The sequence below is a fragment of the Janibacter indicus genome (assembly GCF_900176385.1).
In the GTDB taxonomy this organism is placed as follows: domain Bacteria; phylum Actinomycetota; class Actinomycetes; order Actinomycetales; family Dermatophilaceae; genus Janibacter; species Janibacter indicus.
Map to the genome: position 1 here is coordinate 35368 of NZ_FWXN01000013.1, position 18726 is coordinate 54093.

Below are 18726 nucleotides of genomic sequence, written 5' to 3' on the forward strand. Positions count from 1 at the left end.
ACGCGACGGCGAGCGTGCCGACGACGAGGGTCCCGAAGCCGGCCCAGGCCCGCCGTTCCCGGCCGCCCTCGGAGAGGAGAGCCGCACAAGGGGCGAAGCTGACGACGACCGCGACCGCGATGTCGAAGGGGGCAGGCGTCATGCGGTAGGACCGCACCACCGGGCCAAGCCATGAGGGCGCGCTCATCCGCCGAGTCCTCGGGCCAGTGCGGTGGCTGCGGACTCGACGTCCGCAATGCTCGTCGACCGCCCGAGGGAGAGGCGGAGCGCACCGAGCGCGGTGTCGGCGTCGAGTCCCATGGCGAGCAGGGCGGCGTTGGGGGAGTGCACGCCCGCGTGGCAGGCGCTGCCGGTCGAGGCTGACACGTCGCCGACCGCCTCGAGGACGTGCGCACCGACGCGGCCCGGCAGGGCAACCATCAGGGTGTTGGGCAGACAGGCCTGCTCGGGCGACACCCGCACCAGTCCCGGCACGGCACGGGCGAGCTTGTCCCACAACGCCTCTCGTAGGGCGGACTGGCGTTCGACCTCGGTCGCGAGCACCTTCGCGGCCAGTTCGGCGGCCACGCCGAGGCCCACGATCAGCGCGACGTTCTCCGTCCCCGGCCGCAGGCCACGCTCCTGCCCGGCACCGAGGACGACCGGCGCGACGCGGGTGCCGCGCCGCACGTAGAGGGCCCCGACCCCCTTCGGTCCATAGAGCTTGTGCCCCGCGATCGACAGCAGGTCGACACCGAGGTCGTCGGCGGCGACCGGGATCTTGCCGACGGCCTGGGCCGCGTCGGCGTGGACCAGGCCACCCAGCCGGTGGACCCGCTCGGCGAGCTCGGGCACCGGCTGGATCGCACCTGTCTCGTTGTGCGCGAGGATCAGTGTGCCGAGACCGACTGCGCCGGAGGGCATCTCGTCCAGCACGACCCGGCACGCGCCGTCGACCGGCAGCTCGTGCACCCGCCAGCCGTGGTGCTCCCGCAGGTGCGCCAGGGGCGCAGCCGTCGCAGGGTGCTCGACGCACGAGGTGACGGCCACGCGGGTCGCGAGGTGCCGAGCGGCGCCCCGGATCGCGATGTTGTTGGCCTCTGTCCCACCCGAGGTGAAGACGATCTCGTCCGGCTCGGCACCGACGAGTGCCGCGACCTGCTCGCGGGCGTGGTCGACCGCCGCCCGAGCACGCCGACCCTGCACCGAGGCGCTCGACGGGTTGCCGAAGTCCTGCGTCAGGTGCGGCCACACCGCCTCGGCGACCTCGCGGGCGATCGGCGTCGTCGCGTTGTGGTCGAGGTACAGGGGGTCGGCGGTCATGCCCCCATGATGTCGAGCGTCGCCCGGCCGGGGAGGATGGGGCCACCCCGACGAGAGGACTGCGATGCTCCGCTCCCGTGCCTTCACCCAGGTCGACGTCTTCGGGACCCGGCCCTACGCCGGCAACCCGCTCGCCGTCATCCTCGACGCCGAGGGCGTCGACGACGCAGCGATGCAGGACGTTGCGCGCTGGACCAACCTGTCCGAGACGACCTTCGTCCTGCCGCCGACGACGCCCGAGGCCGACTACCGGGTGCGCATCATGACCCCCGGCGGCGAGCTCCCCTTCGCCGGTCACCCGACGCTCGGGACCGCGCACGCCTGGCTGGCACACGGCGGCACCCCACGACAGAGCGACCGCGTCGTCCAGGAGTGCGGCGCGGGTCTCGTCGACGTCCACCGCTCCGGGAGCGAGCTGGCCTTCACCGCGCCGCCGCTGATGCGGACCGGGCCGCTCGACGACGCGGACCTCGACCCGCTCGTCGCGGCCCTCGGGATCTCGCGCGCCGACGTCGTCGCACACCAGTGGGTCGACAACGGGCCGGGCTGGGCCGCGCTGCGGCTGCGCTCGGCCGAGCAGGTGCGGGCCCTCGAGCCGGACTGGACGCAGGCACCCGACGCCAAGGTCGGCGTCATCGGGTGGCACGAGGACGGCGGCGAACACCTCTACGAGACACGGGCCTTCGTCCCCGGTCTCGGCGTCGGTGAGGACCCGGTGACCGGCAGCCTCAACGCCGGCATCGCCCAGTGGCTCGCGGGCGAAGGGGAGGTCCCGCGCCGCTGGACCGTTACCCAGGGCGGGTGCATCGGTCGGGCGGGAGTGCTGTCCCTGACGACCGCCGACGACGGTGAGGTTCGGGTCGGCGGCGCCGTCACCACGCTCGTGGAGGGGACGATCAGGCTCTGACCCTAGGCTGGGGTCATGGCACGCATCGTCACCGACCAGAAGACCCGAGTCGTCAGCGCCCCGGTGGCGATCATCGTCGCCATCGTCACCGCCGGCTACATGCTCCCGTGGGCCATCGCGGCCGTGCGCGGGAACCGCAACGCGTGGTCGGTCTTCTGGGTCAACCTGCTCCTCGGCTGGACCGTCATCGGCTGGATCATCGCGCTCGTCATGTCGATCAAGGAGCACCGCATCCTCGAGGTGCGCTGACCCTTCGAGACGGCCGCGGGCGGCCTCCTCAGGGACCGGGGCGACGGCCGCGGGCGGCCTCCTCAGGGACCGGGGCGACGGCCGCGGGCGGCCTCCTCAGGGCCCGGGGCGACGGCCGCGGGCGGCCTCCTCAGGGCCCGGGGCGACGGCCGCGGGCGGCCTCCTCAGGGACCGGGGCGACGGCCGCGGGCGGCCTCCTCAGGGCCCGGCAGAGAATGCGCTTGGTGGCACCCGGCGGATCGGGGAGGATCCCCCTTCGTGGGACATGTCGACGTCGCCGGTGTCAGGTACGAGCTCTCCGACGGGCGGGTGCTGCTCGACGAGGTCTCCTTCCGCGTCGGTGAGGGCGCCAAGGTCGCGCTCGTCGGGGCCAACGGCGCCGGCAAGACGACGCTGCTGCGCATCGTCACCGGCGAGCTGACCCCGCACGCGGGATCCGTCGCCCGCACCGGTGGGCTCGGGATCATGCGCCAGCACGTCGGCGCCGGGCTGGGGGAGCGACCCACCGTCGCCGACCTGCTCATGTCGGTCTCCCCGCAGGCGGTTCGGGACGCGGCGGCCGAGGTCGACCGGCTCGAGCTGGCCCTCATGGAGACCGAGGACGAGCGCACCCAGATGCGCTACGCCACGGCCCTCAGCGACTACGCGGACGCCGGTGGCTACGACCAGGAGGTCGTCTGGGACGTGTGCACGACGGCCGCGCTGGGTGTCCCCTTCGAGCGGTGCAAGTACCGCGAGCTGAGCACGCTCTCCGGCGGCGAGCAGAAGCGGCTCGTCCTGGAGTACCTGCTGCGCGGACCCGACGAGGTGCTGCTGCTCGACGAGCCCGACAACTACCTCGACGTGCCGGGCAAGATCTGGATGGAGGAGCAGATCCGCGCCTCCGACAAGACGATCCTCTTCATCAGCCACGACCGGGAGCTGCTGGCCAACACCGCCACCCGCGTCGTCACCGTCGAGCTCGGCAGCGCGGGCAACCGCGTGTGGACCCACCCCGGCGGGTTCGGGACGTACCACGAGGCGCGGCAGGAGCGCTTCGCGCGCTTCGAGGAGCTGCGCAAGCGGTGGGACGAGGAGCACGCCAAGCTCAAGGCCCTGGTGCTCATGTACAAGCAGAAGGCCAAGTACAACTCCGACATGGCCACGCGCTACCAGTCGGCGCGGACCCGGCTGGAGCGCTTCGAGGCCGACGGCCCGCCGACCGAGCAACCGCGCGAGCAGAAGGTGACCATGCGGCTGCACGGAGGGCGCACCGGCAAGCGCGCGGTCGTCTGCGAGCGGCTCGAGCTCACCGGCCTCATGCAGCCCTTCGACCTCGAGGTCTGGTACGGCGAGCGGGTCGCGGTGCTCGGCTCCAACGGCTCGGGCAAGTCGCACTTCCTGCGGCTGCTCGCCGCCGGTGGCAGCGACCCCGAGGTGGACAACCTGCCCGTCGGCGAGGCCGTCATCGCGCCCGTCGCACACACCGGCCGTGCCCGGCTGGGAGCGCGGGTGCGCCCGGGCTGGTTCGTCCAGACCCACAAGCACCCTGAGCTGATCGGCCGCACCCTGCTGCAGATCCTGCACCGCGGCGACGACCACCGCTCGGGTCTGGGGCGCGAGGCCGCGAGTCGGGTCCTCGACCGCTACGAGCTCGCCCACGCGGGGGAGCAGACCTTCGAGTCGCTCTCGGGCGGGCAGCAGGCGCGCTTCCAGATCCTGCTGCTCGAGCTCTCCGGAGCGACGCTCCTCCTGCTCGACGAGCCGACCGACAACCTCGACGTCGAGTCCGCCGAGGCCCTCGAGGAGGGGCTGGACGCCTTCGAGGGCACCGTCCTCGCCGTGACCCACGACCGGTGGTTCGCCCGCGGCTTCGACCGCTTCCTCGTCTACGGGGCCGACGGGCGGGTCCGGGAGACCGACGGTCCCGTCTGGGACGAAGGGAGAGTCGCCCGCACCCGGTGACCTCCTGCCCAGCGGTGGCCGGTCCGGCCTAGAAGCTCGCCAGGTCCGCCATCATCTCCGTGGTCAGCCAGTGGTCGGGGATGCCGAAGCCACCGACGAGCGTCGCCGCGTGGGGCCGCAGCTCGCCGCACAGCTCGTTGACGCGCGCGACGACCCCCTTCGACTGGCTGGCGCTCAGCCGACCGTGCTCCATGAACCACGCGCGGTTGGCCTCGACCGTGCTGAAGACGAAGAGGTCGCACACGAGGTTGAGCAGATCGCGACCGGGACCGTCGGGGGCCTCCTCGATCGCGGTGACGAAGGCCTCGAGCGCGATCCGGTCGATGTGCGCCCGGGCCGACTCGAGCAGGTGGTCCTGGGCCTCGTTGAAGACCCGGAAGGAGTCGGCGCCCTCCTCGCCGGCGCGGCGCAGGCGCATCGCAAGCGTCTCGGTGAGGTGCGACTCGCGGTCCTCGAAGACGGCGAGCTGACCGCCGCGGTCCTCGAGGGCGTTGTCGCCGTCCTTGCCCGGGGCGCCGGAGATCAGTCGCTGGATGATCGACCCGCCGATCGTGTGCTCGATGACCGAGGTCGTCACCTGCCGGGCACCGAAGAGGATCGCGCCGCGGGTGTCGAGCTCCTGGAAGTCGCTCCTGTAGTCGGTGAGCATGCCCTTGGCGAGCAGCTGCAGCAGCACCGTGTTGTCGCCCTCGAAGGTCGCGAAGACGTCGGTGTCGGCCTTGAGGTCGGCGAAGCGGTTGAGCGCCATGTAGCCGGCCCCGCCGCACGCCTCCCGGCAGGCCTGGATCGTGTCGTTGGCGTGCTCGGTCGTGATCGCCTTGAGCCCGGCGGCGCGCGCTTCGAGCTCGCGCTGCGAGGACTCGTCGGTGATCTCGCCGGTGCTGATGTCGGCGAGCTTGCCGGTCAGGACGTTCTGCGCGAGGGCCAGCGCGTAGGACCTCGCGAGCCGGGGCAAAAGCTTGCGCTGGTGGGCCCGGTAGTCCATGACGACGACCTCGTGCTCGCCGTCGGGGTAGGTGAACTGCGTGCGCTGGAGGCCGTAGCGCACCGCGAGGGTGAGGGCGCTGCGGGTGGCCGCACCGGCGCCGGCGGCGACCGTCACCCGGCCGCGCACGAGCGTGCCGAGCATGGTGAAGAAGCGCCGGTTGACGCTCTCGATGGGCGAGGAGTAGCGGCCCTGGTCGTCGATGTCGCCGTACTTGTTGAGCAGGTTGGCGCGGGGGACGCGCACCTGGTCGAACATCAGCCGGCCGTTGTCGACGCCCTTGAGGCCGAGCTTGGTCCCGCAGTCGCCGATCGTCACGCCGGGCATCGGCTGGCCCGATTCGTCGCGCAGGGGGACGAGGACGCAGTGCACGCCGTGCTGCTCCTCGCCGACGACGAGCTGGGCGAAGACCGCGGCGAGCCGGGCGTCGCGGGCCGCGCCGCCGATGTAGTCCTTGCGGGCAGCGGGCGAAGGGGAGTGCACGACCAGCTCGTCGGTCTCGGGGTCGTAGGTGGCCATGGTGAGGATCGACTGCACATCGGAGCCGTGGCCGGTCTCGGTCATCGCGAAGCACCCGGGCAGCGACAGGTCGGCCATGCCGGGCAGGTACTCGCGGTGGTGGCGCTCGGTGCCGAGGTTGGCGATGGCCCCACCGAAGAGGCCGAACTGCACGCCCGCCTTGACGAAGACCGACAGGTCCCCGTGGCCGATCATCTCCAGCCCGGTGACCGAGGCCCCGACGTCACCCGTGCCACCGAGCTCGACCGGCAGGGTCGCCCGGACGAGCTCGCTGTCGGTGAGGGCGGTGACGAGCTCCAGGGTGCGCGCCCGGTGCTGCTCGAGGTCGAGCCGCAGGTCGGGCTCGGCCACGGGGAAGCGCGGGTCCGCTCGCAGCTGCTGACGGATCGCCTCCCACCGACCGTCGAGGACGGCGCGGATCTGTTCGGCGACGGGGTCCTTGGTCTGCTCGGCGCTCATGCTGCGCATGCTCGCAGATCCCCGGTCGCCGCGGGCGTGGGGGACGGTGGCGACCGCGTCACGCGGCCGCCACCGCGAGCCCCGTCAGACGTCTCTGCGTAGCCGCTCGACCTGCATTGCCGTAGGGCAATGCAGCCTCGGGGTGGCTCAGACCTCGACGGGCGGCGGCCGGGCCTTCGGAGTCAAAGACGTCCCGCGTGTTCAGGCACGCGAGACGTCTTTGACCCGCCGGATCGGCGACGCGGGCGAAGGGGGGAGGGCGCGCGGTGGTCGTGGGTGTGCGCATTGCCGTAGGGCAATGCGGCCTCGGGGTGGCTCAGACCTCGACGGGCTCGAGCTCGCGGTCCGTCGCGGGCAGGCGGGAGAGGGCGATCGCGGCGAGCAGGGCGGAGCCGGCGCAGATGCCCCACACCGTGATATAGCCCGAGAGTGGTGCGTGCCCCTCGGTCGGGTCGGAGATGCTGCCCGTGGACGCCAGGGCCACGGCGAAGAGCGCCGAGGCCAGGCACCCGCCGACGGTCTTGGTCGCATTGGTCAGGCCCGCCGCCTCGGCCGTGCCCCCGTGCGTCGAGGCCGCGGCCGCGGCGGCCGGGAGCGAGGCGACGAGGGCCCCCGATCCCAGGCCGGCGATGCCCATGGCGAGCATCGCGTGCGCGAGCGCGTCGTGCAGCGGGATGAAGGTCGCGTAGCCGACGGCGACGAGCACGGCGGCCCCGACGAGCATGCCCCGCACCCCGAGACGACGGGCGGCGAAGGGGGACAGCATCGCCCCGACGGCCATCGCGACGACGTAGAGGCCGATGAGGTTGGCGATCGCGGCGGCGTCGACGCCCAGTCCGTAGCCCACCTCCGCGGGGTCGGTCCGGGCGAAGGTCGACAGGGGGATCTGCGCGCCCAGGACGCTCATGCCGAAGAGGGCCGCGGCCAGCTGCACCGGCCACATCGTCGGGGCGGCGAGGGCACGCACGTCGAGGAGCGGCGAGCTGCTCGACATCTCGACGCGGACGAAGAGCCACATCACGGCGCAGCCGAGGGCCACGAGCAGCCAGGCCGGGGGACTGCCCAGGCCCTGCAGGCGCAGCACGACGAGCCCACCCAGGACGAGCAGCAGCCCAGTGCTCAGCAGCGCGGTGCCGACGAGGTCGAGGCGGCCGGTGGCCGGAGCCGACTCGTCGCGCACTCCGAGGAGGATGGCCACCAGGGCGATCGTCGTCGCGGCGGCGGGCACGGCGAGCAGTGCGGTCATGCCGAGGACCGGCTGGAGCGCACCGGCCCCCAGCGCGCCGGCGATGACGCCGACCTCGAGTGCCATGACGAGGAGGGCGGCGCCGCGCCTGACGAGCGCCGGGCGGTCGGGGTGCTCGCGAGAGCGCTCGTGGAGGATCGCGATCTCCATGGGGAGCCAGACGGTGTAGGCACCCTGGATCGCCCAGCCCACGAGGAAGGTCCAGAAGCCGGGGGCCAGGGCCACGACCCACCCGCCGACGGCGGTGATCATCGTCGCGACGACGAGCACCCGACGGTGACCGTGCAGGTCGCCCAGCCGGGAGAGCACGGGCACGGCCAGTGCCGCGACGATGAGCTGGGCGGCCTCGAACCAGTTGACGTCGCCGTCGGCGATGCGGAGGTGGTCGGCGATGTCGCTGTAGATCGGCGTGTAGTAGCCCTGCAGGATGCCGGAGGCGATCTCGACGGCGGCGAGGAAGCCGACGATCCGCCAGATGGTCGGGCTCACCGCTCGCCCGCCAGGCCGTCGAGCAGCGCGCGGTACCACCGGATCCCGTCGAGGAAGTCCTCGACCGCCAGGCGCTCGTCGTAGGAGTGGATCGCCTCGCGCTGGGCGGCACTCATCCGGAAGGGCGCGAAGCGGTAGACCCGCTCGCAGATCGTCGTGAAGTGGCGCGCGTCCGTCGCGGCGTACATGACGTAGGGCACCGGCACCGCCTCGGCGAAGACCTCGGTGATCGTCCGCTCGAGGAGGGCGAAGGCGGGGTCGTCGACCGGCGAGAGCGGGCTCGGCTCGTGCGCGTCGGCCACCTCGACGTCGATGTCGGATCCGACGACCCGCCGGATCCGGTCGGTGGCGTCCGCGGTGGTCTCGCCGACCGCGATGCGCAGGTTGAGCCCGGCGACGACGGAGGTCGGGCTGACGTTGATCGCCGGCGACCCGGTGAGCGTCGTGACAGCCACCGTCGTGCGGGCCAGTGCGGCGGCCTCGGGGCCGGCGGCGACGAGCAGCCGGGCAAGGGCACTGGGGAAGCGGTCGGCGCGCTCGACGACCGGTCGCAGGGGGCGCGGCAGGTGCGGCGCGAGACGCCGGAGCATCTCGAGCGTCGCGGGGGAGACGTGGGCCGGGAAGGGTCGGCGCTCCAGCCGGGTGATCGCCGCGGCCACGCGGGCGGCGGGACCCCCCTTCGCCGGTCGCGAAGCGTGACCGCCGCGGCCGCTGGCCGTGAGCCGAAGGGAGAGCACCCCCTTTTCGGAGACGCCCACGACCCCGAGGGGTCGGGTGACCCCGGGGAAGGCCTCGGAGGCGATGGCCCCGCCCTCGTCGAGGACGAACCAGGGGCGTACGCCCCGCTCGCGCAGCGTCTCCACGGCACGACGGGCGCTGCTGCCCATGACCTCCTCGTCGCTGCCGAAGGAGAGCCACACGTCGCGTGCGGGCCGCTGCCCATCGGCCAGGAGGGACTCGACGGCGGCGATGACGGCGACGAGCTGGCCCTTGTCGTCGAGGGTCCCTCTACCCCAGATGACGCCGTCGACGACCTCGGCCGCCAGCGGCGGGTGCGTCCACAGGCTCTCGTCGCCGAGCGGCACCACGTCCATGTGGGCCATGAGGACGACGGGGTCGGCCCCGGCCGTCGGCGAGGTCGGGTCGGCGGGCACCCGGATGAGCAGCGCGTGCGGCGGGACGTCGATGACCTCGCCCACCTCATGGGTCAGGGGGAAGTGCTCGCGCAGGCGGGAGTGCAGCTCGACGAAGGGAGCGGGGTCGGTCGTCTCCGGGTCTGCGGAGGCCACGGTCGGCAGCCGCAGGATCTCGCGCAGTGCCGTGACGGGAGCCGCGTCGATGGGGTCCATGGGCGCGACCCTACGCGTCGGTAGGCTGCTTCCAGGCGATCTTCAGACCCGACCAGGCCAGGTCGGTCAGCTGGGCGGTGACCTCCTCGCGGGAGACCTCGCCCGCGGTGCCTGCGAGCCACGCGTCGGCGCCGGCTCGCACCAGGCCGACCATCGACTGGCCCCACAGCATCGCGGGGGCCGGGTCGTTGCCGCGCTCGACGAGGGCGGCGGCCACGAGGTCGCTGATCTGACCCGCCATCCGACCCGTGGCGCTGGCGGCGACCTCGGCGGCGTTGCCGCCGGTCGAGGTGCCGACGATCGGCGCGGAGACGATGAAGCGGTAGACCTCGGGGTCGCGCTCGACGAGCTGGAGGTAGGCGTCGATCGCGGCGTGGATCACCGAGCGCGGGTCGACGTCGAGCGCGTCGAGCCCGGAGCCGAACCCGCCCGTCCGGCGACCGAGGACCTTGCCGATGTCACGCAGGATGAGCTCGTCGACCCGGGCGGCGACGGCCTGGTAGAGGCCGCGTCGGTCGGTGAAGTGCCGGTAGAAGACCGTCTTGGAGGTGCCGGCGTCGGCGGCGAGCTCGTCCATGCCGACGGTGGCGCCCCGGCTGCGGATGGTGCGGATCGCCGACTCGACGAGCGCCTTGCGACGCTCCTGACGATGCACCTCCCAGCGGGCGCTGCGGCCGTCGGTGGTGTCACTCACAAGGCGGGACGGTATCAGGGACGAGGGGTACCTGCTACCGTCCGTATCGCATAAAGTCAGTGGTGGGAGAGGCGGCGCACGACGCCGTCCCCGACTGACACCAACACGACCCAGGAGACCTGTGGTGGCTAACAACCTGCCGCGTCGCGCCGCCGTCCTCGGTGGCAACCGCATCCCCTTCGCCCGCCAGTTCGCCGCGTACGCCGAGGCGTCCAACCAGGACATGTTCACCGCCGCCCTGGACGGGCTCGTCGCCCGCTACAACCTCGGTGGCAAGCACATCGACGAGGTTGCCGGTGGTGCGGTCATCAAGCACTCCCGCGACTTCAACCTCGTCCGCGAGGCCGTTCTCGGCTCGGCCCTCGCGCCGACGACCTCCGCCTACGACCTGCAGCAGGCCTGCGGCACCGGCCTCGAGACCGCGATCCTCGTGTCCAACAAGATCAAGCTGGGCCAGATCGAGTCCGGCATCGCCGGTGGCGTCGACACCGCCTCGGACGCCCCGATCACCGTCACCGAGTCGCTGCGCAAGAAGCTGCTCAAGGTCAACCGGGCCAAGGGCGCCAAGGCGCAGGCCCTGGCGCTCACCAAGATCCGCCCGACGGACCTCGGCATCGCCACCCCGGCCAACGTCGAGCCGCGCACCGGCCTGTCGATGGGTGACCACATGGCCATCACGGCCAAGAAGTGGGGCATCACCCGCGAGGCGCAGGACGAGCTCGCCATGAAGAGCCACCACAACCTCGCCCGCTCCTACGACGAGGGCTTCCAGGACGACCTCGTCACGAGCTTCATGGGTCTGTCCAAGGACCAGAACATGCGGGCCGACTCCTCGATGGAAAAGCTCGCCAAGCTCAAGCCGGTCTTCGGCAAGGGCGACGACGCGACGATGACCGCCGGCAACTCGACGCCGCTCACCGACGGCGCGTCCGTGGTGCTGCTCGGCTCCGAGGAGTGGGCCGCGGAGCAGGGCCTCACCCCGCTCGCGTGGTTCGTCGACGGCCAGGCCGCCGCGGTCGACTACGTCCACGGTGCCGAGGGCCTGCTCATGGCCCCCGCCTATGCCATCCCGCGCATGCTCGAGCGCAACGGCCTGACGCTGCAGGACTTCGACTACTACGAGATCCACGAGGCCTTCGCCGCGACGGTGCTCTCCACGCTCGCCGCGTGGGAGGACGAGGACTTCTGCCGCGAGAAGCTCGGCCTGGACGCCCCGCTCGGGTCCATCGACCGCGACAAGCTCAACGTCAACGGCTCCTCGCTCGCCGCTGGTCACCCCTTCGCCGCCACCGGTGGCCGCATCGTCGCCGCGCTGGCCAAGATGCTGCACGCCAAGGGCCCGGGCAGCCGTGGCCTGATCTCCATCTGCGCCGCCGGTGGACAGGGCGTCGTGGCCATCCTCGAGGGCGCCTGAGCCTTCCCCGCACCGACTCAAGGAGAACACCCACATGGGATTCGAGTACGGCAAGTTCGTCAGCTCCGGTCTGGGCAAGCAGATCGCCAACACCCTCGGCCTGCCCCGTCCGACCAAGCTGCGTCGCCACAAGGCCGGCGCCCCGCTCATCGGCGGCGCGGTCCTGCTCGCCGGGCACGGTGACGCCCCGGTCGCCGCTCTGCTCACCGAGGCCCTGCAGGCCGACGGCGTGCAGATCGCGACCTCTCCGTCGACCTCGGTCGCCGGTGTTGTCGTGGACATGACCCAGGCCCGCACCCCCGCGGACCTGGAGACCCTGCGCGGCATCCTCGCCCCGGCGCTGAAGACCCTGGCCCCCACCGGCCGGGTCATCGTCATCGGCCGTCCGGTCGCGGACACCGACGACGTCGCCGAGGCCGCGGCCCGCCGCGCGCTCGAGGGCATCGTGCGCTCGGTCGGCAAGGAGATGCGTGCCGGCGGCACGGCCAACATGGTCTACGTCGCCGAGGGTGCCGATGCCAACGCCGAGGCGACCGTCCGCTTCTTCCTCTCCGGCCGCTCGGCCTACGTCTCGGCGCAGGTCGTGCACGTCGGCGAGGCCGTCGGCGACATCGTTGTGCCCGAGAGCTGGGACGCCCCGCTCGAGGGCAAGGTCGCGGTCGTCACCGGCGCTGCGCGCGGCATCGGTGCCGCGATCGCCGAGGTCCTCAGCCGTGACGGCGCGACCGTCGTGTGCGTCGACATCCCCGCCGCCGGCGGCCCGCTGGCCGAGGTGGCCAACCGCATCGGTGGCTCTGCCCTGCAGGTCGACGTCACCGCCGAGGACGCGGGGGCCAAGATCGTCGAGCACGCGAGCCGGTTGCACGGTGGCTTCGACATCGTCGTGCACAACGCGGGCATCACCCGCGACAAGCTGCTCGTCAACACCGACGCCGACCGCTGGGGCTCGGTGCTCAACGTCAACCTGCTGTCGATCCTCAAGATGAACGAGGCGCTCGTGCCCGCCATCAACGAGGGCGGCCACATCGTCAACGTCGCCTCGATCGCCGGCATCGCCGGCAACCGCGGTCAGGCCAACTACGCGGCGAGCAAGGCCGGCGTCATCGGCATGACCTCGAGCCTGGCCAAGGACCGGCAGGTCCTCGCCAAGGGTGTGACGGTCAACGCCGTCGCCCCCGGCTTCATCGAGACCGAGATGACGGCCAAGATCCCGCTCGCGACGCGCGAGATCGGCCGCCTGACCAACTCCCTGTCGCAGGGTGGTCTGCCGGTCGACGTCGCCGAGACGATCGGCTGGTTCGCGTGGGACAGCAACCGCGCCGTCACGGGCAACACCGTGCGCGTGTGCGGTCAGATGCTGCTGGGCGCCTGATGGCCGTCACGACCGTCAAGAGCATCCCGGCGCTCGGGCCGATCTACGCCAAGGCGGCGCTGCCGGGCAAGGGCGGCGGTTCGTCGCTGCCCGACACCCGGCTGCGCCTGGAGGGCCACGAGATCGACCGGTCCGATTTGCTCGAGTACCAGCGCATCTGCGGCTTCAACAACAGCGACGTGCTGCCGCACACCTACCCGCACGTCGTCGGCTTCCCGCTGCAGATGCAGCTGATGTCGGGCAAGGGCTTCCCCCTGCCGCTCATGGGCCTGGTCCACGTCGAGAACGTCATCACGGTGCACCGTGAGGTCCGCTTCGACGAGGCCCTGGACATCACCGTGTCCGCCGACAACCTGCGGGCCCACCCCAAGGGCAAGGTCGTCGACCTCGTCACCGAGGTCGACGTCGCCGGCGAGCGTGTCTGGGAGGGGCGCTCGACCTACCTGGCCCGAGGCAAGGGTGACGCCGAGGCGGACCGGGGTGCGCAGCCCCCTTCGATCCCCACGGGCCAGGCCGCCGCGAAGTGGTCGCTGCCCGGCGACCTCGGTCGCACCTACGGGCTCGTGTCGGGTGACATCAACCCGATCCACATGAGCGCCGTGACGGCGAAGGCCATGGGCTTCCCCAAGGCGATCGCCCACGGCATGTGGACCTACGCACGGGTCCTCGGCGCCATCGGGCCGCGCACCAGCGGTCCGTGCACGAGCCACGTGTGGTTCAAGAAGCCGGTGCTGCTGCCGGCCAAGGTCGACTTCGTCATCGACACCACCGGCGAGGAGGTCGTCGCGGGACTGCGCAGCACGCGCAAGCCCGAGACGGAGCACCTCGTGCTCACCCTGGCCTGACCGCCGAGGTCACGACGGCCCGTGTCCCGCAGGGGGGACACGGGCCGTCGTCGTCCCCGTGGTCAGCCCGGGGACCGGATCTCCCGGATGCGCTCCCGCAGCCACGCGTAGCTGTCCTTGGGCACCCGCTGCTGATCACCCTCGACGTCGACCCGCACGAGCCCGAAGCGCTGCGTGTAGCCCTCGGCCCACTCGAAGTTGTCGAGCAGCGACCACACGAACCAGCCCCTGACGTCGACCCCGGCGTCGAGGGCATCGGCCACGGCATCGAGGTGCTGGTCGAGGTAGCGGATGCGCGCCTCGTCGTGCACCGTGCCGTCCTCGACCACGTCGTGCGTCGAGCACCCCGACTCGGTGATGTGGACCGGGGGGAGCCGGTCGCCGTAGCGCTCGCGCAGCTGCACGAGGACCTCGGTCAGACACTCTGGCGCGACCGGCCACCCGAAGGCGGTGTACTCGCGAGCTGGCACCGGCACGAGCTGGAAGGGGATGCCATCGGGCACCTCCAGCTGGACCTGCTGGTCGGGGACCGCGGCGCGGGCGGCCGCGGTGCCGGGCGACCCGGGCATCCCGACGAGCGTCGGGTTGTAGTAGTTGACCCCGTAGGCATCGAGGGGCGAGCTGATGACCGTCAGGTCCTCGGCGACCGGGCCGGGCATCCCGTCACCCATGCCGTTGGGGTACTCGCCGAGCAGGATCGGCTCGGCGAAGGCCCGGTTGTGGATCGTGTCGTAAAGCGCTGCGGCAGCGACGTCCTCGTCGGCCTCGCTCACCGCGTGGACCGGGGTGTGGTTGTTGGCCGTGCCGATCGCAGCGACCCCCTCCGCGCGCAGCGACCGCGTGGCCAGCCCGTGCCCCAGGAGCAGGTGGTGGGCTGCGGCCAGGGCCTCGAAGCCGCGGGATTCGCCGGGGGCGTGCAGCCCGATGGCGTGGCCGAAGAGGGTCGCGACGACCGGCTCGTTGACCGGGATCCACATGGCCACCCGGTCGGCGAGGCGGTCGGCGACGAGGGCCGCGTAGTCGCCGAAGCGCTCGGCGGTCTCCCGGGCCATCCAGCCGCCCTTCGCCTGCAGGGCGGCGGGCAGGTCCCAGTGGTAGAGGGTGGCGAAGGGGGCGATCCCCGCCTTGCACAGGGCGTCGACGGCACGGTCGTAGAAGTCGAGACCGGCCGCATTGGCCGGCCCCGCCCCGTCGGGCTGGATGCGCGGCCAGGCGATGGAAAACCGGTAGGCGTCGACGCCCAGCCCGTGCAGGAGCTCGACGTCCTCGTCCCACCGGTGGTAGCTGTCGCAGGCCACCGCGCCCGAGGACCCGTCGGCGATCGCGCCGGGGCGGTCGCAGAAGTCGTCCCAGATGCTGCGGCCACGGCCACCGGCGGTCACACCCCCTTCGATCTGGTAGCTGGCGGTCGACGTGCCGAAGAGGAAGTCGCGGGGCAGGGGCGTGGGCATGGGTCTCCTAGGCGACGCTGCGGATCTTGCGGATGAGGACGGCGGCCGCCAGGCCGATGGCCGCGGCGAGCAGGTAGAGCGTGCGGTAGCCCGCAGCGTGGGTCGCATGGGCGGCGAACCACGTGATGATCGGTCCGGCGACCGCCGGGGCCAGGACCTGTGGAAGGGCATTGGCGATGTTGATGACCCCGAGGTCGCGGGCCCGGTCACCGGCCCGCGGGAGCACCTGGGTGATGAGCGCGAAGTCGACGGCGAGGTAGACGCCGTAGCCGATGCCGAGGATCACCGCACCGACGAGCGCCGCGGACCAGGTCTGGACGATCGCGAGGAGGACCGCCGCGCTCGACATGACGACGCCGGAGGCGGTGACGAAGGGCTTGCGCAGGCCGATTCGGTCGGACCAGATGCCGGCGACGATCGCGGAGACGATGAGGCACGCGGCGTAGAGCAGGGTGAGCACGAGGACGCCGAGCTCGGGGTCGGCGACGCCGACGGCATCGGTGAGGAAGAAGAGCAGGTACATCGTGCAGATCGAGTTGGCGACCGTCGCGAGGAAGCGCGTGGCCCAGGCCCACGCGAAGTCGGGATGGCGTCGTGGCGAGATCCAGAAGCCGGCGAGGAACTGCCGCACGGGCGTCCTCGGCAGGTGGCCGCGGGGGAGTGGCCGGTCGAGGGAGCGCAGCACGAAGGGGGTGACCGCGGCGACCGCGAGCACGGCCAGGACGAGGTAGGCGCCGGTGGTGCCGGAGACGAGGGTCGCGACCCCGGTGCCGACGACGATGCCGAGGGTCTGGGTCATGCCGACGACGCCGCTCACGAGCCCGCGCTGCTCGACGGGGACGAGATCGGGCACGGCGGCGGTGAGCGCGGCGAGGGTGCCGTTGAGCCCGGCCTGGACGAGGCACCAGCCGAGGATCATGAGGGGGACCGACCCGGCCGCGGCGAGGACGACGAGGCCGAGGGCCCCGACGAGCGTCCCGCCGACGAGCCACGGGACCCTCCGGCCGAAGCGCGAGGTCGTCCGGTCGCTGAAGGCTCCCGCGAGCGGGTTGGCGAGCGTCGACACGGCGGCGCCGACACCGGTGACGAGGGAGAGGGTGGCCTCCTTGTGGCCGGGCGTCAGGCTCGCGGCCTGGAGCCCGAGGAGCACCTGGATCGGGCCGAACCATCCGGCGCACATGCCCACACCGGCAAGGCCGAGGCGGGCGATCCACCCGGGCGGGACCGGTGTCGTCGGGTCCGCGAAGGGGTCCGGGGCGTCGACGGTGACGCCCGACGGGGGCTGCATGGCCGCATGCTACTCGTCGGTAGCCCCGGGGGTCGAGGGTGTCGCGGAGGTGAGGTTGTCGCGGCTGACCGGACCGCTCACCTCGCGGGTGTGGTGGCTGTCACACCGCAGTGTCATGCTCGGCAGATGGCACACGGAGACATCACGCACATCGACATCCCGGTCAGCGACCTCACGGCGGGCGCGGCCTTCTACAGCGGGCTCTTCGGCTGGCAGATCGCCGAGATCCCCGGCTTCGAGGGCTATCCCATGTGGCAGGCCCCCAACCAGATCAGCGGGGGAGGTCTGGCCCCCAGGGGCGAGGGCTTCGAGCATCCTCGCTCCTACGTCGAGGTCGACTCGATCGACGAGGTCCTCGCCAGGGCGACGGAGAGCGGGGGGTCGGTCGTCATGGACAAGTCACCGATCTCGGAGACGAGCTGGTTCGCCGTGCTCGCCGACCCCGACGGCAACCACATCGGGCTCTACGAGGGCACGACCGAGGCGGGCTGAGCCCGCCCGAGCTGACCCTGCGCTGGGCTGCGCCCGGCGCAAGGTCAGCCGAGCATGATCCCGGCGATCGTCGCGCTCATGAGGTTGGCCAGGGTCGCGGCGAGGATCGCGCGCATGCCCAGGCTCGCGATGTCCTTGCGGCGGCTCGGGGCCATCGACCCGAGCCCGCCGAGGAGGATGCCGAGCGAGCTGAGGTTGGCGAAGCCGGTGAGCGCGAAGGTGACGATCGCCTGCGTGCGCGGGCTGTAGGACTCGACCTCGGCCTCGTCGAACTCGGTGCCGGACGCGACGTTGTCCGGCTCCTCGGGCACGAGGATCTTGGCCATGAGCAGGGCGCCGGGTGCGGCCATGAAGCTCGCGGCGATGAGGTAGTCGAGGTCGGCGCCCAGCAGCGAGTAGCCGACGAGGACCGAGCCCGCGACCGTCGCCAGTCCACCGACCATGACGGCGAAGAGCCCCGAGCGGGTCAGGCCGGCGACGTAGGGCCGGATGACCAGGGGCGCCTCGGTCTGCCCGAGGAAGATGTTGGCCGCGGCATTGGTGGACTCGGCCTTGCCGGTGCCCAGGACCCGCTGCAGGCCACCGCCGAGCACCCGCACGACGACCTGGAGCCAGCCCAGGTGGAAGAGCACACCGGTGAGCGAGGCGAAGAAGACGACGACGGGCAGCACCTGCAGGGCGAAGACGACGCCCTCGTCGGGCAGCAGCGGACCGAAGAGGAAGCTGATCCCCTCGGTCGCCGAGTCGATGACGGATTGGAAGCCGTCGGAGGCCCACCGCAGCGCGGTCCGGCCCCACGGGACGAAGAGCACGAGCGCCCCGAAGCCGACCTGGATCGCCAGCGCCGGCAGCACCGTCCGCAGCCGGATCGCGCGACGGTTGGTCGACAGCGCGGCGGCGATGAGGAGCAGGCCGAGCATGCCGCCCAGGCCCCAGATGACGTGCATGGTCGTGCCTCTCATGGGGTGCGCCGTGGTGTGCCCGCCCACACTCTCAGATCAGGGCGACGGGGTCCTCTCGACGCACCACGCCCGGGGTGACGACGTCGGCGTCGACGCCGAAGGGCACCTCGCCCTCCGGTCGGTCGCGGTGCGCCAGCGTGTGCAGGTGCCTCGTGTCCAGCTCACCGGTCTCGGTGTTGATGTCGACGACCCGGCAGCGGGGGACCGCACCACGCACCCGCACCACGGCCTCGCCCAGCCGCAGCAGGCTGCCCGGTTCGGGGTCGCGGTCGGCCGCGATCGTCAGCGTCGCGCGGAACCGGGAGTCCTGCACCTCGCCGAGCTCGCGCAGGGCGCCGGTGGTCACGATGCTGACCGACCCGCCGTAGACGACCTCGCCCGCGGACCGGATGCCGGCCAGGCGGACCGGGCGGTCGAGGTGGTCCCCGAGGAGCTCGGCGTGGTCCGAGGTCATGACCTCGAGCCGAGCAGGTCGCCCCCAGTAGTCCGCCTCGACGACGTGCCCGGTGGGCACGGGCTCGCCGGCGACCGTCCCTCCCTTCTGCGTGGTGACGGTGAGGACCGCGCCGTCCCGGGCCGCGGAGACGAGCACCATCGTGGGGTTCTCCACGGTGCGCAGCACCCGGTCCTCGTCGGCCTCGATCAGGCAGAAGAGCCGATCACCGCGGGGTCCCGACGGGTCGAGCCGGAGGTGGTCGAGGTCTGCGTGGCGGGCGCCCTTGAGCGGGGTGAGGCCGATCCGGGTGATGTGCACGGCGG

The 18726-nt window shown here is 72.3% G+C and carries 16 protein-coding genes; 7 read left to right on the plus strand and 9 right to left on the minus strand.

The annotated features are described in order from the left end of the window. Positions 1 to 183: 183 nt before the first annotated feature. On the minus strand, positions 184 to 1302 hold the full coding sequence (locus B9B60_RS15170; protein WP_084452714.1) for a cysteine desulfurase family protein: 1119 nt from the start codon (positions 1300 to 1302) through the stop codon (positions 184 to 186). A 64-nt stretch (positions 1303 to 1366) separates the two neighbouring features. On the opposite strand from B9B60_RS15170, the gene B9B60_RS15175 reads away from it, so the two are divergent. The 3 genes from B9B60_RS15175 (at position 1367) to B9B60_RS15185 (ending at position 4402) form a co-directional block, all read left to right on the plus strand. After that, the gene (locus B9B60_RS15175) at positions 1367 to 2209 is read left to right on the plus strand and encodes a PhzF family phenazine biosynthesis protein (RefSeq protein ID WP_084452716.1); all 843 of its coding nucleotides are present in this window, start codon (positions 1367 to 1369) and stop codon (positions 2207 to 2209) included. Between the two features lie 15 nt (positions 2210 to 2224). Next, positions 2225 to 2458, plus strand: coding sequence for a superinfection immunity protein (locus B9B60_RS15180; RefSeq protein ID WP_068316049.1), 234 nt, complete (start codon positions 2225 to 2227; stop codon positions 2456 to 2458). 258 nt (positions 2459 to 2716) lie between these two features. Continuing rightward, positions 2717 to 4402, plus strand: a complete 1686-nt coding sequence (locus tag B9B60_RS15185; protein WP_084452718.1) for an ABC-F family ATP-binding cassette domain-containing protein — start codon at positions 2717 to 2719, stop codon at positions 4400 to 4402. A 28-nt stretch (positions 4403 to 4430) separates the two neighbouring features. On the opposite strand, the gene B9B60_RS15190 is transcribed toward B9B60_RS15185, so the two are convergent. The 4 genes from B9B60_RS15190 to B9B60_RS15205 form a co-directional block, all read right to left on the minus strand. After that, entirely contained in the window at positions 4431 to 6365 is a 1935-nt protein-coding gene (locus tag B9B60_RS15190; protein ID WP_084452798.1) for an acyl-CoA dehydrogenase family protein, read from the minus strand. A gap of 316 nt (positions 6366 to 6681) precedes the next feature. Then, a complete protein-coding gene (locus B9B60_RS15195; RefSeq protein WP_084452720.1) occupies positions 6682 to 8100 on the minus strand; it encodes an MFS transporter in 1419 nt (472 codons plus the stop codon). After that, positions 8097 to 9449, minus strand: coding sequence for a M20/M25/M40 family metallo-hydrolase (locus B9B60_RS15200; protein ID WP_084452722.1), 1353 nt, complete (start codon positions 9447 to 9449; stop codon positions 8097 to 8099). The genes B9B60_RS15195 and B9B60_RS15200 overlap by 4 nt, the downstream gene beginning before the upstream one ends. A gap of 10 nt (positions 9450 to 9459) precedes the next feature. Continuing rightward, positions 9460 to 10143 (minus strand): TetR/AcrR family transcriptional regulator, encoded by a 684-nt coding sequence (locus B9B60_RS15205; protein WP_159451229.1) that lies wholly within the window; start codon positions 10141 to 10143, stop codon positions 9460 to 9462. A gap of 124 nt (positions 10144 to 10267) precedes the next feature. Here B9B60_RS15205 and B9B60_RS15210 point away from each other — a divergent pair, with 124 nt between their 5' ends. Genes B9B60_RS15210 through B9B60_RS15220 form a run of 3 tightly spaced genes read left to right on the plus strand, consistent with a single transcriptional unit; the run spans position 10268 to position 13774 of the window. Continuing rightward, a complete protein-coding gene (locus tag B9B60_RS15210) occupies positions 10268 to 11557 on the plus strand; it encodes an acetyl-CoA C-acetyltransferase (protein WP_084452727.1) in 1290 nt (429 codons plus the stop codon). Positions 11558 to 11591: 34 nt separating this feature from the next. Next, positions 11592 to 12929 carry a 3-oxoacyl-ACP reductase gene (locus B9B60_RS15215; RefSeq protein WP_084452731.1) on the plus strand — a complete coding sequence of 446 codons (1338 nt, stop codon included), beginning with the start codon at positions 11592 to 11594 and terminating at the stop codon, positions 12927 to 12929. Next, complete coding sequence (locus B9B60_RS15220; RefSeq protein WP_084452733.1) at positions 12929 to 13774, plus strand: MaoC/PaaZ C-terminal domain-containing protein; 846 nt, start codon at positions 12929 to 12931, stop codon at positions 13772 to 13774. Before B9B60_RS15215 ends, B9B60_RS15220 begins: the two co-directional genes overlap by 1 nt. Before the next feature lie 62 nt (positions 13775 to 13836). Here B9B60_RS15220 and B9B60_RS15225 read toward each other — a convergent pair whose 3' ends face one another. Continuing rightward, on the minus strand, positions 13837 to 15225 hold the full coding sequence (locus B9B60_RS15225; protein ID WP_084452735.1) for a GH1 family beta-glucosidase: 1389 nt from the start codon (positions 15223 to 15225) through the stop codon (positions 13837 to 13839). Between the two features lie 7 nt (positions 15226 to 15232). Next, positions 15233 to 16513, minus strand: coding sequence for an MFS transporter (locus tag B9B60_RS15230; RefSeq protein WP_084452737.1), 1281 nt, complete (start codon positions 16511 to 16513; stop codon positions 15233 to 15235). A 126-nt stretch (positions 16514 to 16639) separates the two neighbouring features. On the opposite strand from B9B60_RS15230, the gene B9B60_RS15235 reads away from it, so the two are divergent. After that, a complete protein-coding gene (locus B9B60_RS15235; RefSeq protein ID WP_084452739.1) occupies positions 16640 to 17005 on the plus strand; it encodes a VOC family protein in 366 nt (121 codons plus the stop codon). 44 nt (positions 17006 to 17049) lie between these two features. Here B9B60_RS15235 and B9B60_RS15240 read toward each other — a convergent pair whose 3' ends face one another. After that, entirely contained in the window at positions 17050 to 17967 is a 918-nt protein-coding gene (locus B9B60_RS15240) for a NupC/NupG family nucleoside CNT transporter (RefSeq protein WP_234993892.1), read from the minus strand. A gap of 31 nt (positions 17968 to 17998) precedes the next feature. Further along, entirely contained in the window at positions 17999 to 18721 is a 723-nt protein-coding gene (locus B9B60_RS15245) for an MOSC domain-containing protein (protein WP_084452742.1), read from the minus strand. Positions 18722 to 18726: the final 5 nt, after the last annotated feature.

Excerpts from the sequence above, each read along its gene's own strand:
- B9B60_RS15170 (WP_084452714.1), bottom strand. The coding sequence starts at position 1,302 with ATGACCGCCGACCCCCTGTACCTCGACCACAACGCGACGACGCCGATC.
- B9B60_RS15175 (WP_084452716.1), top strand. The coding sequence starts at position 1,367 with ATGCTCCGCTCCCGTGCCTTCACCCAGGTCGACGTCTTCGGGACCCGG.
- B9B60_RS15180 (WP_068316049.1), top strand. The coding sequence starts at position 2,225 with ATGGCACGCATCGTCACCGACCAGAAGACCCGAGTCGTCAGCGCCCCG.
- B9B60_RS15190 (WP_084452798.1), bottom strand. The coding sequence starts at position 6,365 with ATGAGCGCCGAGCAGACCAAGGACCCCGTCGCCGAACAGATCCGCGCC.
- B9B60_RS15200 (WP_084452722.1), bottom strand. The coding sequence starts at position 9,449 with ATGGACCCCATCGACGCGGCTCCCGTCACGGCACTGCGCGAGATCCTG.
- B9B60_RS15215 (WP_084452731.1), top strand. The coding sequence starts at position 11,592 with ATGGGATTCGAGTACGGCAAGTTCGTCAGCTCCGGTCTGGGCAAGCAG.
- B9B60_RS15220 (WP_084452733.1), top strand. The coding sequence starts at position 12,929 with ATGGCCGTCACGACCGTCAAGAGCATCCCGGCGCTCGGGCCGATCTAC.
- B9B60_RS15225 (WP_084452735.1), bottom strand. The coding sequence starts at position 15,225 with ATGCCCACGCCCCTGCCCCGCGACTTCCTCTTCGGCACGTCGACCGCC.
- B9B60_RS15230 (WP_084452737.1), bottom strand. The coding sequence starts at position 16,513 with ATGCAGCCCCCGTCGGGCGTCACCGTCGACGCCCCGGACCCCTTCGCG.
- B9B60_RS15235 (WP_084452739.1), top strand. The coding sequence starts at position 16,640 with ATGGCACACGGAGACATCACGCACATCGACATCCCGGTCAGCGACCTC.
- B9B60_RS15240 (WP_234993892.1), bottom strand. The coding sequence starts at position 17,967 with ATGAGAGGCACGACCATGCACGTCATCTGGGGCCTGGGCGGCATGCTC.